Source organism: Glaciecola petra (genome assembly GCF_031846345.1).
GTDB lineage: Bacteria > Pseudomonadota > Gammaproteobacteria > Enterobacterales > Alteromonadaceae > Glaciecola > Glaciecola petra.
The window spans coordinates 1028967-1046340 of record NZ_JAVRHX010000001.1; the positions used below are offsets into that span (position 1 = coordinate 1028967).

Here is a 17374-nt window from a genome sequence, read left to right on the forward strand (position 1 = left end):
GTGTAAATTCACTTCAATGATCTATATAATTCGCCCGAAATTTTTAACGAACCAATAAAGTGGAAAGCATGTCAGATTTAGCCCATTACAGAAATATTGGTATTTTTGCTCACGTAGATGCGGGCAAAACGACCACCACAGAACGAATTTTAAAACTTACCGGTAAAATACATAAAACTGGTGAAGTGCACGACGGTGAATCAACTACTGATTTCATGGAGCAAGAGGCTGAGCGTGGTATTACTATCCAATCAGCAGCAACAACTTGTTTCTGGAGAGATCATCGTATGAATATCATCGATACTCCTGGACACGTTGATTTTACTGTAGAAGTATATCGTTCATTGAAAGTACTTGATGGCGGTGTTGGCGTATTCTGTGGTTCTGGTGGCGTTGAGCCTCAATCAGAAACTAACTGGCGCTATGCTAACGAATCTGAAGTAGCTCGTGTTATTTTTGTTAACAAACTCGACCGTATGGGTGCAGACTTTTACCGAGTGGTAAAACAGGTTAAAGATGTACTTGGTGCAAATCCTTTAGTTATGGCATTGCCCATTGGAATCGAAGACGATTTTGTTGGTATTGTTGATGTGCTAGAGAAAAAAGCATACGTATGGGACGATACTGGTTTACCGGAGAACTTCGAAATTACAGACGTTCCTGCTGATATGGTTGACAAAGTTGAAGAATACCATGAACAACTCGTTGAAACTGCGTTAGAGCAAGACGACGACTTGTTAATGGCTTATATGGAAGGCGAAGAGCCAACTATTGAGCAAGTTAAGCACTGTATTCGTGAAGGTACACGTAAACTAGACTTCTTCCCAACTTACTGTGGTTCTGCGTTTAAGAACAAAGGTGTTCAAAACGTACTAGATGCTGTTGTTGATTATTTGCCTAGCCCTACAGAAGTAGACGCACAAGAGCTAACTGATCCTCAAACAGGTGAGCCTACTGGTGAAGTTGCTAAAGTAGATGTAAACGAACCATTTAGAGCCCTTGCATTTAAAATAATGGATGACCGTTTTGGTGCGCTAACCTTTATTCGAGTATATTCTGGTACCTTAAACAAAGGCGATACCATTTTGAATTCGGCTACCGGTAAAACTGAGCGTATTGGCCGAATGGTTGAGATGCACGCAGATGACCGTACTGAATTAAATAGCGCTCAAGCCGGCGATATTATCGCGATTGTTGGCATGAAGAACGTTCAAACAGGCCACACCTTATGTGATCCTAAGCATGAATGTACGCTTGAGCCTATGATTTTCCCTGATCCAGTAATCTCTATTGCCGTTGCACCTAAAGATAAGGGTTCAACTGAAAAAATGGGTATTGCTATCGGTAAAATGGTTGCTGAAGATCCGTCTTTCCAAGTTGAGACAGATGAAGATTCAGGCGAGACTATCCTTAAGGGAATGGGCGAGCTTCACTTAGATATTAAAGTCGATATCCTTAAGCGTACTTACGGCGTTGAATTGGTAGTAGGGCAGCCGCAAGTTGCTTATCGTGAAACCATTACGCAAGCGGTTGAAGATTCTTACACGCACAAGAAGCAGTCTGGTGGTTCTGGTCAGTTTGGTAAAATTGACTATAGAATTCGTCCAGGTGAGCCAAACAGTGGTTATGTATTTAACTCTATTGTTGTGGGCGGTAATGTTCCAAAAGAATTCTTCCCAGCAATTGAAAAGGGTTTCAAGGGCATGATGGCTGAAGGCGTATTGGCTGGCTTCCCTGTGTTAGACGTTGAAGTTGAGCTTTACGACGGTGGTTTCCACGCGGTTGATTCATCTGCAGTAGCGTTTGAAATAGCAGCTAAAGGCGCATTCCGTCAGTCTATACCAAAAGCGGGTCCACAACTGATCGAGCCAATTATGAAAGTCGACGTATTTACGCCTGACGACCATGTAGGTGATGTAATCGGTGACCTAAACCGTCGTCGTGGCATGATTAAAGATCAAGAAGCTGGCGTAACAGGCGTGCGTGTTAAAGCAGATGTGCCTCTTTCAGAAATGTTTGGTTATATCGGACACTTACGTACAATGACGTCTGGCCGTGGTCAGTTCTCGATGGAATTTTCACACTATATGCCTTGCCCGGCTAATGTGTCAGAGAAGGTCATTGAAGAAGTAAAAGCGCGTAAAGCAGCAAAATAATTGTTTAAACTAGCTTTTCTTAAATAAAAATAAAAAGCCGTTCAACTTGAACGGCTTTTTTGTATCTTAATTTTGCTAACACCTTATTTACTAGCGTATGACGATATCTTTTATGCTGAGTGAATCATCGTCGACGCATTTTTCTAGCATATTAAATGCGGCATGAAAATACTTCACCATATTGTCTAAGCTGTCTATTTTAGAATCACACGAAACTAAGCCTATTTGCGCTATTCCGTTATAAGTAACCACGGTAATATTAACACCGCCACCTGGAGTGATAGTCGAAATTGGATAATTTGACAGTAATTTAGCATCTTTAAAGTAAAGTGTATTGGCAGGGCCAGGCATGTTACTAACCAAAATATTACCAATGGGTCGAAACCAATCTGATATATGTAAAACTTCAAATAATGTTGAGAAAGATTGAATTAGCAAAGTGTAGTAACTAAAAGCGGCAGGGTGTGATTCTCTCGCTACGGATTTTACAATGCGGTGGTTTTCAATAATTTGTCGTAGCCTTAAATAAGGATCATGTTCATCGAAGGCCAGTTTAACCGGCACAATAGCGATTTGATTACCTGCTGTTGTTTCACCTGGTTTACGCAAATTAACTGGCATGTTGGTATATAGGGCTTTATCAAACCCTTGACCATGTTCTTCGAGAAAACGGTGAACACCAATATCGAAGGCGCATAATAGTATTTCGTTTGCAGAGGCCCTTAAACGCTTTGCTAGCTTAGTTACTCGAGTAAAATCTATATCCATACTCGATACTACACGACCAATTTTTACTTGGCCTGTCAAAATGGTTTTTGTGCCAGTAAATGGAATTGGCATGTAAACACGATTGATCCACAGTAGTTTTAGCATCAAACGGAAGATAATCCAAAGCAGGTCTTTTATCGCAACTATAAACCCCCAAAGTCCCGTCAGTATTCGTTTAAATATATTTACCTTGGGCTTTGTTCTTGATGCGCTTTTTGAGGCCCACACGGGCACAAAATCGGAGCTGTTAATGTTTTCACTGTATCCTTTTTGAAATATTCGAATAAGCGAGGCACCATCACCACACATATGATGCACTTTGACATAAATGGCAAATACTTTACTTTGTTTATCTTTAATAAGATGGTATTGCCAAAGGGGTTTGTCTCTATCTAGCCAACTTTCATGCAATTTAGCGACAAACTTATGCAGTTTCACCTTATTTGTGATGTCATCTACAATATGTAATTGCACATGGTATTGCATATTAATTTGTTTGGTAGGTGTTAATTTAATTGGGTATCCCAAAAACTGGCTTACTTTGCAGTTAAATGGAGTCACAGCACTGTCAAAACTTTGTAATTCAGCGTAAAGTTGGTCAACATAGTCAGTGGGGGCGTTTTCAGGTATTTCTAATAATTGCATAGCCGCCACATGCTTGGGATTTGCTTTTGACTCAGTTATCCAGAACATTCGGTCTAGAAATGAAATCTTTTTGCTCAAGAACGTGTCCCCTACATAATTTTTCTGGCACTTTGGTACCAGAGTATTATCATTCTACAATACAAGCAATTGAAAATAATGGCTGATGGAGAGTAAAAGCGTGATAAGAGTATTGTTCAATAAAAAAGGTGGCGTGGGCAAATCAAGTCTAACAGTCAATTTAGCGGCCATTTCGGCAAGTAAAGGCTTTCGTACCTTAATAATAGACTTAGATACTCAGTGCAATAGCACAGCTTACCTAGACGCTCTAGCAACACCAGAAGAAAGCACAATTGCTGATCTTTTTGAGCAAACGATTACTTTTCATCTCCATCGTCGAGCAGCTATTGAATATTGCAAGACAACCCAAGTGGACAATTTATTTATTATCCCGGGGGCTCAACGTTTAAACGAATTAGAAAGTGAGCTGCATAGTCGACATAAAATATATAAATTACGAGAAGCGCTTGAATCCATGAGCAAAGACTTTGATCATATTTATATTGATACAGCTCCTGCGTTGAATTTTTATAGCTTATCGGCGCTAATCGCGTCAGATAGGTGCCTAATTCCGATAGATTGCGATGATTTTGCACGCCAAGGTTTGTATAGTTTGCAGCAAAAAATTGCAGAAATTAAGGAAGATCACAATCCTAAATTAGAAATTGAGGGCATCATTGCAAATCAATTTATGACAAATGCTAATTTACCTAAACAGATTATTAACGAATTAATTGCAGAGGGCTATCCTGTGCTGAATGAATATATTAGCCAATCGGTAAAAATGCGTGAATCTCATCAAGCGAAAAAGCCGCTTATAACATTTGCACCTAAACATAAACTTAGTTTATCGCTGTTAGCTATTTTTGATTTATTGGAAAACGGAAATTAGAGCAAGTAGCATTTAGGACTTTATACCCGTTTGCTTACATAAAAACTAAATACAATTGCATAAAACCCGCACCCATACCCAAAAGGGCGCCTGTGAGTATGAGTTTCCACTCATCTGCCTCGTAGGCTGGACGGAGCACACCTTCAAACTCTTCAGGGCTGAGTGCCCGCATCCTTTCACATAAGTCATCACCAATGCGCAATGCTTTGTTCGAATATTCGAAGGCATAGGGTAAGTATTTATCAGAGTCTTCAAAAATACGTCTGCTCGCCAGCTCTTTCATTTTATAGTAGGACTCAGAGCCCACACCAATAGCAAAATATGGCTGTGTTATCGCGATATAACGTTCAATTGCATCGTTTACATGCAACTCCATCAATTCTAACAATTGTTCAGACCCAGAACCATGTAAGGCAATTTCAGTGATGTTTTCGGAGGTCATTAACTTTTCTTCTATGATGTCCGAATATACCCTCGAGACTTCGTGTTGGCGTTTTAAAAACATACCTTGAATGGTCAAACCCAAAAATTTAACAGGTTGTTTGGGTTCAAAGATAATTTTTATTGCTATCCAATTGGTTAAATAGCCTACAATTAAACCCCCAAGTGGCAGCACCCACCATTGCGGAAAAACAATCCAGACTAGCATTGTTGGTAAGCCAAATAACAAACCGAACCAAAAGCCAGAACGTTCAATAAACGGATATTCTTTAGCCCCTGACTTTAGAAAAATTTCGTTAATTAATGCCGGAGATTCGACTAATTTTTTGACCACGAGCTCTTTAATATCGACGATTTCTTCAATATTGTGCTGAAAATCATCGACCATGTTGCCAACAATGTTTGGGATGTCTGCTTCGATTCGAGCGTAGACTAAATTTTTTCCTTGAACTGGCAACGATGCCCAGAGTTGCGGGGCACACTCTCGCATGACCTCGTTTACAATTTTTCGCAGGACTTGTTTCAAACGACGGTCTATTGCTTTAGTTAATTCATTTGAATCAATCCGGGCAGCAAGCTCTTGTACACTTAATAATTTACCAAGCACAAGCTCTACAGCAATTTCTGCCATTTCTTGACGCTTGGCTGGAATGAGTCCTTGCCATCCAAATATTGGCTTTATTCCAACAAACTGAATAGGATAAAACATCATTTTCAGTGCCAGGAAATTAGTGCAATACCCCACAATCGCGCTGATTAAGGGAATTGACAATAAAGTAAGTGTTTCTATATTTAAACCAAGATTCATAAAATTGGAACGCGCCGTCTAATTATTTTATTTGTAGGCTAACTTCATGCCTATCAGGCTACCATCGGAATCAAGATGGTCAACACAAAAAAAGAAATATTAGTCAATTTAGGTAGCTAATTCTAATTATTTACGTTTAAATTTAGCGATTATTTCGAAAAAGAGACTAAATAGCATGGCAAATAAAAGACTTTCTGAATTAGAGAACGTCATGAAAACAGCCGAGTCGTATGCTGAATACAAAGAAGCTGCTCAAGCCCATGATGAGTTGTCGGGCGCAAACGAATGGAAGGCAAAAGATGCATGTAAAGATTACGACTATCGTGCAATTCGAAAACGCGTTCAACGAATAAAACAAGCCAGAGCAAACAATGACGCTATTGGGTTGATGTATATCTTGCATGAAGGATTACATGGGAACTTGGGAAATATAGCAGCGTCGTCTTTGAACGCTCAGGCCAAAATAGGCACCAAAAGGCTAATTGAAGAATTTATTGAGCAAGTATGTGAATCTTTAGATTTTATTTATCAGGCAGATGAAAACATAATTGATTACTACGAAAAGCTTTCATTTTTTGATGAAACCGCACATGCATTTGGCCGCAGTTGCTTGATGTTAAGCGGTGGCGCAGGCTTAGGCTTCTTTCATGGTGGTGTACTGAAATGTTTAGTAGAACATGACTTGTTGCCAGACGTACTATCTGGTGCTAGCGCAGGTTCTATACTTGCGGCACTTGTTGGGACCAGAACCAATGAAGAACTAAAAGACATATTAACGCCAGATGTTATCCATTCAAAATTTAGTGAATGGCGCTTATGGAACGGGTTTAGTAAAGATAGCTTGTTTGATAGCACAAACCTCGAAAATGCACTAATCGAGCTATTCGACTTAACTACGTTTGAAGAAGCATTCAAAAAAACGGGGAAACACGTAACGATTACAGTGTCACCCGCCGATTTACATCAGCACTCTCGATTATTAAACGCAAAAACATCACCCAATGCAATTATTTCGCAAGCGGTAAGAGCTTCTTGTGCCATTCCCATTGTATTTTCTGCGGTGCAGCTGAAAGCAAAAAATCAAGCAGGAGAAGTGGTACCTTATATTCCTAACCGTCGTTTTGCTGATGGCTCTATCATGGCCGATTTACCTTTTAAACGTTTGGCCCGCCTGTATGGAGTGAATCATAGTATTGTGAGTCAAACCAACCCTATCTCTACTTTGTTTAGGGCACGTGATAAGCGTGATACATCTGGTATTGTTGGCTTAAGTATGCGTTATGTGGCCAAGTTAGCCAAAATAAATAGCATTTATGCATTTGACGTGCTTGAAAACGCGATTAGCCATCGTCAAACCAAATTGGGTATTCATAAAGTACGTTCAATTATTGACCAGCAGTATATGGGAGATATTAACATTTTACCTGACCCCACTATTGCCAATTTTCTCCATATTGTCTCTAACCCTAGTAAAAAGAGTCTTGCAGAACTATTTGAACATGGTGAAAGAGCGACTTGGCCACAACTTGATTTGGTTAAAAGAAACACCCTCATTAGTAAGACTTTACGCAAATATTTGAAGTTATTAAAGGAACGAGAAGCACGGATTTTAGGCAAGCATAATGGATTAAAAGTTGTAGGTGATAACTAATTTCTTTTTACAGTCATTTAAAAATCGAATGGAAACTAGCTCGATGACCAATTTACATGCAATGCAAGCAATAGCCAGGTTTAATGGCGTACTTATTGATAGATCGTCTGAGTAAGTATGATTAACTTTAGTTTTTCAAAACTTAAATCAAGCCATGAAGGGCCATGGCTAATAGTCGATTTATTTATGCTTTTTTTATTAGTCGTAAATTTATGTTGGCTTTTATTTGACGGCCTTTTTGCTACTGGGGCGTTTAAAGCTTTGTTATCGTCTTTATCACCAAGCATAGTAGAAGCTTACGCGCCTGTGCATGAGAATTTTTTACTCTATGATTTAGCTTTTATAGCGATTTTTTTAGCAGAATTTTGTGTGCGTTGGGTAGCTGCCGTTGTGCGTAAAATCTATACTAGATGGTATTTCTTCCCCTTTATTCATTGGTATGACCTAGTAGGTTGTATTCCTTTGGGTGGAGCTAGGGTTTTCAGGTTTCTACGTATTTTTTCAATATTATACCGTTTACAAAAATTTGAAATCATTGATATTCGGAATACAGCGGTTTATCGCTTTATTACTTTTTACTACAACGTGTTTGTGGAAGAGTTAAGTGACCGCATAGTGGTAAAGGTGTTGTCAGATGCGCAAAAAGACATTGCAGCCGGCTCACCGCTCATTGAAGATATTGGTAGTAAAGTCATTGCTTCACGTCTGCCTATTCTCACCCAGTGGGTATCCTCTGTCATGGTGCATGTGGGGGAATCTATTGAGCAAAATAAACATGCAGAATCGGTTATCAATCATGTTCATACCAGCGTATCAAAAGCTGTACGTGAAAACCCTCAGGTGGCATCTTTAAAATTAGTACCCGTGCTAGGCAATACTATTGAAAGAACCTTAGAGCAATCGGTGACTGATATTGTCACCAAATCTATTATTAATTTACTTAAGGATGCCACACCCGAAAAAATTGATGATTTTATTGAACATGGCCTGGGTCGCTTTTCAAGTGAAGACCATATGCTAGACCAAGAAGTTCTTTTAATTGTTAATGAGTGTATCGAACTTATTAAACAACACGTGTCTCAGAAGCGTTGGAAAGAAACGTTTCAAGAGGACCTCACTTAAAATTTAAACCGTAAATTACCCTCCTCAACAATGACTTCTCTACCATATAAACTAAACAAATATTCTTCAAATTCTTTAGGATCCAGCTGGTATTGTAATTCTTCGCTTTGAGCAAAATCACTGACCAGCGCTTCTATTTGTGGTCTATGGTAGTCGAGTATACGCTGCTTACTACCAGATAAATAAAGCTTCATATAGTCTACCGCTAGGTCTGAGCCACCGCCTGTTAACAAGCCAATGGCTGACTTAACTGTACCCGTTAATAAGTTTTGGAAAGGTACGGGGAACAATAAGCCAAGTAATTCTTTACTGTCCTCAATAATTGAATATTCATCATTTACTAACTGTACATTGCTTACTAATAGTTTTTCTAGCTTTACTATATTGGTGTCCACTTCGTAAATAGGATAGGCCTGCAGGTGAATAGTAATGTGCGCACGATATATCGGTTTTACTGTTGGCCCAATTAATAAACTTCCTAGCAAATGTACGTCAATAAGTGCTTCATTCTTGGGCATAGAAATTTGTGCTTCCAATAAACTCAGTTCACCCTTACTCACCGGAACTTCAATTGGAAAGGTTTCTGGTAAATGTTTATCCACAGCAGATTTTAATTCAGAGGAGGAATAATCTGCATGCGTTAATCTACCTAATTTGATGAGTATTCTAGCGGAAATTAAGCGAAGTTTTAGGCGCCAGTCTGGCTTCATAGTGGTCATTCTATTCACAATAATTGCTTTATTGTGTCGATAAGTGAGTTTATGTCAAGAAATGAGTTTTGACTGCATTAGGACTGTACAGAAAATAAAACGCAACTGATTTAACAGAAAAGTAACACTTGGTATTCTTTTTTGATACACTAACTGGTAGGACATCAGATGAGTTGCAAAAGAATAAAGTTCTTTTATTTCACTCTAATTTTGATGAGTAGTAGTAGTCAATTTTATCAGGTAGTGACCGTATTTTATGTATTCCTTATCAAAAACGGAGTTCGATTTTATTATTGTTGGTGGCGGATCTGCGGGGGCGACACTAGCCGCAAGACTGTCTGAGAACCCAGCGTTTTCAGTTTGTTTACTTGAAGCTGGGACAAAAGACAAAAATCCTTTAATTCATATACCTTTTGGTTTGTCGTTATTAGCGCGAATAAAAGGAATTGGCTGGGGCTACTCTACTGCACCACAAACACAGTTAGACAATCGAGAATTACATTGGCCAAGAGGTAAAACGCTTGGCGGCTCTAGTTCAATTAATGCCATGATTTATATTAGAGGCGTAAAAGAAGATTACGACTATTGGGAAGCTTCCGGTGCTGAAGGTTGGGGTTGGGAATCAGTGTTGCCTTATTTTAAGAAGGCTGAAAACCAACAACATGGCGAGAGCGAGTTCCATGGAAATAAGGGCCCACTTTGCGTTAATGATTTACGTCATAAAGATGTGTTGTCAAAATCATTTGTAGAAGCTGCTTCTGAAGTAAACGAAAAGGTAATAGAAGATTTTAATCTACCGAGTAGAGAAGGCCTTGGTTTTTACCAAGTAACCCAAAAAGATGGTCAACGTTGTTCAGCGGCTAAAGCATATTTAACTGATGCAATAGCAAGACCCAATTTAACAATAATTACACAAGCATGTGTAGACAAAATAATCATTGAAAACAAACAAGCAAAGGGCGTGAAGTTTGTCAAAGATGGTCAGGTTTTAAATATATTTGCAAACAAAGAAGTGATAATGTCAAGTGGTGCAATTAATACTCCTCAGGTACTAATGCTGTCGGGCATAGGGCCTGAGCAACATTTATCAGAACACGGTATTGAATGTGAAATCGATTTGCCTGGTGTAGGGCAAAATCTACAGGATCATCTGGATACGATAGTGCAGCATAGATGTGATGCGAGAGAAGGTTATGCCGTAGCATTCAGTGCAATTCCTAAGTATATAAAATCTGTGTTTCAATATTTGTTTAAACGCAAAGGACTATTTTCTTCAAACATTGCAGAAGCAGGGGGCTTCGTTAAATCGCAATACGCCGAAGCTGTTCCTGATATTCAGTATCATTTCTTGCCCGCTATTTTGTTAGACCATGGGCGAAAGACGGCCTTTGGATATGGTTATGGTTTGCACGTTTGCTGCTTGTATCCAAAAAGCAGCGGTGAAATTAGACTACAATCGTCCGACCCGCGCCACCCAGCAGTTATAGATCCCAAATATCTTGAACATGAAGACGACCAAAAAGTCATGATAGACGGGGTAAAAAAGGCTCGGGAAATTTTAGCGGCTAAAGCTTTTACTCAATATCAATCCCGTGAAATTGGACCGGGACCCGAAGCGCAAAGCGATGCAGAAATTCTAAGCTTCATTCGCAAGCGAGCGGAGACCATTTATCATCCAATCGGCACATGTAAAATGGGCAGAGTAGAGGACGATAGTACAGTTGTTGACTCTGAACTAAAAGTAAAAGGCATCGCGAATTTGAGAGTGATAGACGCGTCGGTTATGCCTCGTTTAGTTGGTGGTAATACGAATGCACCTACTATAATGATTGCTGAACGTGCAGCCGACTTAATCAAAACAGAATACGCGGAATAGAATTGTAAAAAGCCAATACCTATGTTTACACTAAGGCAAATTAGTTTACAGGTTATAAAGCATGTCAAATAAACTAAATGCGCTTGATCTCGCGTTTTTGTCCCTAGAAAAACAAAGTACCCCCGTAAATGTTGCTAGCTTAGCTATCTTCGAAATCCCGCCCAATTATGAGGGGAATTTCCCTCGCGATTTGTTAGAAAAATTAGAAAAACAAAGGCCTGGACCTCCATTTAATCAAAAGTTAAGTTCAGTGCGTAGTGCTGCGCTACCCAGTTGGGAAATCGATAACAATTTTGACATTCATTATCATGTGCGCCATTCGGCGCTGCCTAAACCCGGTACTGTTGAAGATTTGCTAGAACTTGCCTCTCGCTTGCACAGTCGCCTATTAGATAGAGAAAGACCCTTATGGGAGTTTCATTTAATTGAAGGCTTAGAAAACAATCAATTTGCTCTGTATATGAAAATGCATCATGCTGCTATAGACGGTATGGGTGGAATCGAGCTCATGGAAAATTGTTTGAGTCTTGCGGTGACAGATGAGGTTAGAGCGCCATGGATAGGTGTGCCAAAGCATAAAAAAGTAAACGGTGACGAAGAAGCTAGCATTAGAGATAAAGCCAATAAGGTAATCGAGAAGCTGGGTTCGAACACAAAGATGGTACAAGACTTGTCAAAAATGTTTATGGGACAGGGCTTAAAAGCCGTTGGCATTGACAAAAACACATCACCGGTCCCATTTAGTGCACCAAAGTCCTTGTTTAATGTGCCAATTACCGGTGCTCGTCGTTTCGCTGTAAAAGCATTGTCGCTGAGCGAGATTAAAGCGCTTGGAAAACAAGCAGATGCAACCGTCAATGATATTGTCTTGGCACTTTGCTCTGAAGCATTACGCAAATACATGCTAGACAAAAAGGCCCTCACAAAAAAATCCTTAATTGCTTCAGTGCCAGTATCGGTTCGTCAGGTCAATCGTAGTGGTAATCAAATCACTTATGTTATCGCTAATTTGGCTACTAACGAACCCGATACCATGACACGTTTGCAGTTAATTGGTCAATCAACTAACGACGCAAAAAACGAATTAATGGACGTATCGGCAGATGCTGCAACAAATTTTGCAGTGATGGCACAAGGTTTAGTTGCGGTAATGAACCAGTTAAATTTGTCCAAATTAACCCCTCCGGCTGCCAATGTGACTATTTCTAACGTTCCAGGTCCACGCGCACCTCTCTATTTTGGTCAAGCTGAACTAAAAGCAACTTATCCCATGTCTGTATTGATTGACGGACAATCATTGAATATTACTGTGGTGAGTTACTGCGACACCATTGGTTTTGGTTTAATGGCCTGTAGGGATACAATTCCCGATGTACAAGTGATTGCCGACTATATTGAATCGGCAATTGATAGCATTAAAGGTGGGATTTTCCTGCAAAACTTGATGAAAGAAAAAGACAATGAGTAATTTATTTTATAAAAATAGATTTAATTTGCTTAATTAGTATGAGAATTCTAATTTATCTCTTTAATATGCATCCTATCGAAGCAAGATACTTAAATTAACCACTATTAGGATAAATATTATGAACAACATCGACAAGTTAAAAGAAAGCGCAGCAACTGCAGAAAACATGATTAAAGAATCTGCAGCTAATGCAGAAGAAATGGCCCGTAAAGTATGGCTAGCAGGTCTTGGCGCATATGGTAAAGGGTTTGAAGAATTGACAGGGCGTATGGAAGCTCTTTCTACAGAATCAAACAAATTCTTCGATGAATTAGTTGCTAAAGGGCAAAAAATTGAAGACGAAGGTAAAGTTAAAGTAGAATCTGTTAAAAATGACGTTGTTGCCAAAACTGATATTGAATCACGTATTGAAACAGTGCGCTCTAAGCTTGGTATGGGCGGAAACGATAACGACCAAAAAATTGAAGACTTGAGTGCAAAAATTGATGCGTTAACGGCAGCAGTTGCTAAATTAGCAGCAGAGCCGAAAACAAAACCAGCCGCAAAACCAGCAAGCAAAACGGCAGCTAAAAAAGCGTAATCGAATTTTAATAACAAATTAAAAAGAGCCTTAGGGCTCTTTTTTTTGCTTTAAATAAAATATTTAAGAAAAACTGCAGCAAATAACGAATATAAGTTTCCAACTGGTCGTAGTTGTTAATGAAATGTATAAAAATATGTGTTAATTTTAACTGAGGGCTTTATTGCATATAAAGTAAAGAATAATAAAAAGCTGGATATTAAAGTTCGTTAAAAATTTGCAATGCAAATTACGAAAAAGTAGAACAGCATTTAGGAGCGAAAGTGGAAAAGATTTGGTTAGAAAACTACGATTCTTCTGTGCCCGCAGAAATTAACCCAGAACAGTATTCATCTATTGTTGACATATTTGAACAATCAATAGAAAAATATTCTACTAACACTAGCTATATTAATATGGGTAAAAGCATTAGCTTTGCCGAATTAGATGCCTTGTCACAAAACTTTGCGGCTTATTTGCAGAATGCCGGACTACAAAAAGGTGATGCGGTTGCCATAATGATGCCTAACCTTATTCAATATCCAGTGGCGCTGTTTGGTATACTCCGAGCCGGAATGATTGTGGTAAATGTTAATCCACTCTATACACCACGAGAATTACAGCATCAATTATCAGATTCAAACACAAAAGCCATTGTGATTGTCGAAAATTTTGCTTGTACCTTAAGCGAAGTGATCAAAGAAACGGCCGTGGAAAAAGTACTCCTAACATCACTTGGTGACATGCTTTCGCCAATTAAAAGATTGTTTACTAACTTTGCAATAAAACATGTAAAAAAATTGGTGCCAGAATATGACTTACCAGGCGCGGAACGTTTTTTAACAGCAATAAAAACGGGGTCCTCACAAACCTATACACGCCCAGAAATTACGGGTAAAGACCTCGCTTTTTTGCAATATACGGGCGGTACTACGGGCGTTTCTAAAGGTGCAATGTTAAGTCATCGTAACTTGGTTGCAAGCTTAGAACAAACATCTAGCATCCTTGAAAATGTGATTGATCCTGGCGAAGAATTAGTTGTAACCGCGTTGCCGCTTTATCATATTTTTGCGCTGCAAGGGAACTGTTTGACCTTTATTAAGTACGGCTGTCCAAATTTGTTAATCACTAATCCCAGAGATATGGAAGGCTTTGTTGCAGAAATGGCAAAATATCCATTTACAGTGTTAACCGGCGTAAATACTTTATTTAATAGCTTATTAAACACTCCCGGGTTTTCCGACTTAGATTTTAGCCGCATGAAATTCGCTCTGGGCGGTGGTGCGGCAGTTCAAAAACCGGTCGCTGAAAAGTGGCAAGAGACTACCGGGCTTATTTTGCTCGAAGGCTATGGTTTGACAGAATGCTGCCCCACCGTAACAGTGAATCCACCCGAACTACCAGCTTATAAAGGGTCAATTGGGATGCCTGTTCCATCGACAGAAATAAAATTAGTGGATGACGAGGGTAATGAAGTCGCTCTTGGCGAAGCAGGCGAAATGCATGTGCGTGGGCCACAAGTAATGCAAGGGTATCTAAACCGGCCTGAAGCTAGTGCTGAAATGATTGTTGATGGGTGGTTAGCTACCGGCGATATTGCAACATGTGATAAAGATGGCTTTTTTTATATTGTGGATCGGAAAAAAGACATGATTTTGGTGTCGGGTTTTAATGTATTCCCTAACGAAATAGAAGAAGTAGCGGCGATGCATGAGGGCGTACTTGAGGCTGCTGCGATTGGCGTTCCGCATGAAGTTTCGGGTGAGATTGTTAAGTTAGTAGTGGTGCGCAAAAAAGAAGATTTGACTGAAAAAGAACTTATTGCCCACTGCCGTCAGCACTTAACCGGATACAAAATACCCAAAAAGGTTGAATTTATAGCAGAACTGCCGAAAAGTAATGTAGGCAAGATATTGCGTAGAGAACTTAGGACTTAATGAGCATAATTGAGTATCTGATGGGGGAGAGTATGGAAGAGTTATCTGGATTAGACGCGTCATTTTTATACCTTGAAACACCCAAAGTACCAATGCATATTGGCGGCGTGGCTATTATGGAAGGTTCATTGCAATTTGATGATTTCAAGCAGTTTATTCAAGATAGATTGCATACAGTGGATAAGCTCACACAAAAGTTAGTCACGGTACCAATGAGTTTGGACCGACCATATTGGATTGAAGACCCCGATTTTGATTTAAATCAGCACCTGCATAGAACGGCATTGCCGCGCCCGGGCGGCTGGAAGGAGTTGCGTTATTTAGCGTCACGTTTGTTTTCTCAACAGCTTGATCGAGAGCGGCCTCTTTGGGAATTTATCTTTGTAGAAGGCTTGGACTCTATACCGCAAGTTCCCAAAGGCTCAGTAGCCTTAATAAGTAAAGTGCATCACGCAGGTTTTGATGGTAAATCAGGCGCTGATTTAATGACCATGCTATATGATGTTTCGCCGAAACCAAGAAGTGTGAAACCTCCGGTTAATAAAAAAATAGCTGATGTACCTGGCCCTGTAGGTCTTATGGCAAAAAGTGCTTATAACTTTATTACGCGTCCCGGTAAATTACCGGGTTTATTATGGGATACGGGCAAGTCAACGCTAAAAGCGGGTAGTTTGAGTCGCAATCAGGGGGTTGGAATGCCGACTATTCCTCTACGAGCACCCAAGACTAAATTCAATGATACAGTCGAAGCCTCGCGTGTCTGGAATTCTGCAATATTAGATATTCACCGAGTGAAGGCGCTTCGTAAAGCGGTTCATGGAGCAACGCTCAATGATGTGATTTTAGCTATTTGTTCCGGCGCGTTACGACGATATTTGAAAGATAAAAATGAATTGCCTGAAAAACCTTTAGTTGCGATGGTGCCAGTTTCAACTCGTACAGATGAAGAAAAAAATGCGATGGGAAATCAAGTGTCGGCCATGTATGTTCAATTGGCGACAGATTTGAGCGACCCAATCAAAAGGCTAGAAAAAATACATCAGAACACTGTGATTGGAAAGCTTTATCAAGATGCAATAGATGCCAAGAGCTTAATGGGCTATGCAGAGCTAATACCTTTTGGTTTAGCAGGTGTGGCTGCAAGGTTCTATAGCAGTGCAGCCGTTGCTAAACGACACAATCCATTCTTTAACGTGGTTATTACCAACGTACCTGGTCCACAAATACCCCTTTATTTAGCGGGTCATAAACTGATTGTAAATATGGGCACAGCTCCAATTTTTGATGGCATGGGGCTAATAATGCCTATTTGCAGTTACAACGGCACGATATCAATAAGCCCTACTAGCGCAACAAACCTTATGCCTGACCTTGATATTTTTACTCGCTATATTCGTGAAAGTGCCAATGAATTAGAACAAGCAGCACAAAAGAAACTAAAAGAAGCTGAAGTACTTAAGCAATTTTTAGAGCAAGATTAACGCTCAAATATTAGGAAGTAATATGACGATAGAAGCACCCATTGCAGAATTACCAAAACCCTCTTTAATCAATATGATAGGGGAAAGTCGGACTTTCTTTGAATTAGGGATGACAGGCATGCTAATGCCGTTTTTATTGAGTGCACCTAAAGGAGATGGCCATCCCGTCATGGTGTTACCAGGATTTTTAGCTAGCGATATCAGCACTAAACCAATTCGTTCCTTTTTAGCGTTCAAAGGCTATCAAACATATGGGTGGGGTTTGGGCCGCAACTTGGGTACTGAAATTGTTGGCGGACATGACGTACTAAGTGATGCACTGCTTAATCGTGTGATAGAGCTTTCACTAAAACATGACAAGAAAGTTAGCTTAGTTGGTTGGAGTTTGGGCGGTATCTTAGCGCGCGAAATTGCGCGTTTATTGCCGGACCATGTAAGACAAGTAATTACTCTGGGAAGTCCATTTAATGGACCCGGTGGCTCAGTTCCCTTTGTTGCAAAACTATTTGGTCTGATTAATGGTGATATTGTTAGCACTAACCCAGACGTGATGGTAAATATGTTAAAGCCACCACCAGTGCCTACCTCTGCACTCTACTCACGTACCGATGGCGTAGCTCATTGGCAGGCTTGCCTAAATATGCATATTGATGATGATGATCAGGCTGAGAATATTGAGGTTAAGGGTAGTCATTGCGGATTAGGACATAATCACGAGGTGATGTGGATAGTGGCAAATCGCTTGGCGCAAAAAGAAGATGCTTGGGCTCCGTACTAGGCACTATTAAATATATGCTATTTTT

The 17374-nt window shown here is 39.8% G+C and carries 13 protein-coding genes; 10 read left to right on the forward strand and 3 right to left on the reverse strand.

The features are described 5' to 3' along the window. The first annotated feature begins 68 nt into the window (after window positions 1-68). Entirely contained in the window at window positions 69-2156 is a 2088-nt protein-coding gene (fusA, locus tag RM552_RS04570) for an elongation factor G (protein WP_311367596.1), read from the forward strand. A 90-nt stretch (window positions 2157-2246) separates the two neighbouring features. On the opposite strand, the gene RM552_RS04575 is transcribed toward fusA, so the two are convergent. Beyond that, on the reverse strand, window positions 2247-3647 hold the full coding sequence (locus RM552_RS04575) for a wax ester/triacylglycerol synthase domain-containing protein (protein ID WP_311367597.1): 1401 nt from the start codon (window positions 3645-3647) through the stop codon (window positions 2247-2249). 100 nt (window positions 3648-3747) lie between these two features. Between RM552_RS04575 and RM552_RS04580 the strand changes: the two genes are divergently transcribed. Then, window positions 3748-4518, forward strand: coding sequence for a ParA family protein (locus tag RM552_RS04580; RefSeq protein WP_311367598.1), 771 nt, complete (start codon window positions 3748-3750; stop codon window positions 4516-4518). A gap of 34 nt (window positions 4519-4552) precedes the next feature. Here the strand turns inward: RM552_RS04580 and RM552_RS04585 are convergent, their stop codons facing one another. Further along, window positions 4553-5767 (reverse strand): DUF445 domain-containing protein, encoded by a 1215-nt coding sequence (locus tag RM552_RS04585; protein WP_311367599.1) that lies wholly within the window; start codon window positions 5765-5767, stop codon window positions 4553-4555. A 175-nt stretch (window positions 5768-5942) separates the two neighbouring features. Between RM552_RS04585 and RM552_RS04590 the strand changes: the two genes are divergently transcribed. After that, the gene (locus RM552_RS04590; protein ID WP_311367600.1) at window positions 5943-7418 is read left to right on the forward strand and encodes a DUF3336 domain-containing protein; all 1476 of its coding nucleotides are present in this window, start codon (window positions 5943-5945) and stop codon (window positions 7416-7418) included. 117 nt (window positions 7419-7535) lie between these two features. Continuing rightward, complete coding sequence (locus RM552_RS04595) at window positions 7536-8540, forward strand: ion transporter (RefSeq protein WP_311367601.1); 1005 nt, start codon at window positions 7536-7538, stop codon at window positions 8538-8540. Here RM552_RS04595 and RM552_RS04600 read toward each other — a convergent pair. Further along, on the reverse strand, window positions 8537-9268 hold the full coding sequence (locus RM552_RS04600; protein WP_311367602.1) for a hypothetical protein: 732 nt from the start codon (window positions 9266-9268) through the stop codon (window positions 8537-8539). The genes RM552_RS04595 and RM552_RS04600 overlap by 4 nt on opposite strands. A 238-nt stretch (window positions 9269-9506) precedes the next feature. Between RM552_RS04600 and RM552_RS04605 the strand changes: the two genes are divergently transcribed. The 6 genes from RM552_RS04605 (at window position 9507) to RM552_RS04630 (ending at window position 17349) form a co-directional block, all read left to right on the forward strand. Continuing rightward, entirely contained in the window at window positions 9507-11126 is a 1620-nt protein-coding gene (locus RM552_RS04605; protein ID WP_311367603.1) for a GMC family oxidoreductase, read from the forward strand. 61 nt (window positions 11127-11187) lie between these two features. Continuing rightward, window positions 11188-12594 (forward strand): WS/DGAT/MGAT family O-acyltransferase, encoded by a 1407-nt coding sequence (locus tag RM552_RS04610; protein ID WP_311367604.1) that lies wholly within the window; start codon window positions 11188-11190, stop codon window positions 12592-12594. A 118-nt stretch (window positions 12595-12712) separates the two neighbouring features. Next, on the forward strand, window positions 12713-13174 hold the full coding sequence (locus RM552_RS04615; protein ID WP_432277178.1) for a phasin-related domain-containing protein: 462 nt from the start codon (window positions 12713-12715) through the stop codon (window positions 13172-13174). 263 nt (window positions 13175-13437) lie between these two features. After that, window positions 13438-15090, forward strand: coding sequence for a long-chain-fatty-acid--CoA ligase FadD (gene fadD / locus RM552_RS04620; protein ID WP_311367605.1), 1653 nt, complete (start codon window positions 13438-13440; stop codon window positions 15088-15090). After that, window positions 15090-16571, forward strand: coding sequence for a WS/DGAT/MGAT family O-acyltransferase (locus RM552_RS04625; RefSeq protein WP_311367606.1), 1482 nt, complete (start codon window positions 15090-15092; stop codon window positions 16569-16571). Before fadD ends, RM552_RS04625 begins: the two co-directional genes overlap by 1 nt. Window positions 16572-16593: 22 nt before the next feature. Continuing rightward, on the forward strand, window positions 16594-17349 hold the full coding sequence (locus tag RM552_RS04630) for an esterase/lipase family protein (RefSeq protein ID WP_311367607.1): 756 nt from the start codon (window positions 16594-16596) through the stop codon (window positions 17347-17349). Window positions 17350-17374 lie beyond the last annotated feature (25 nt).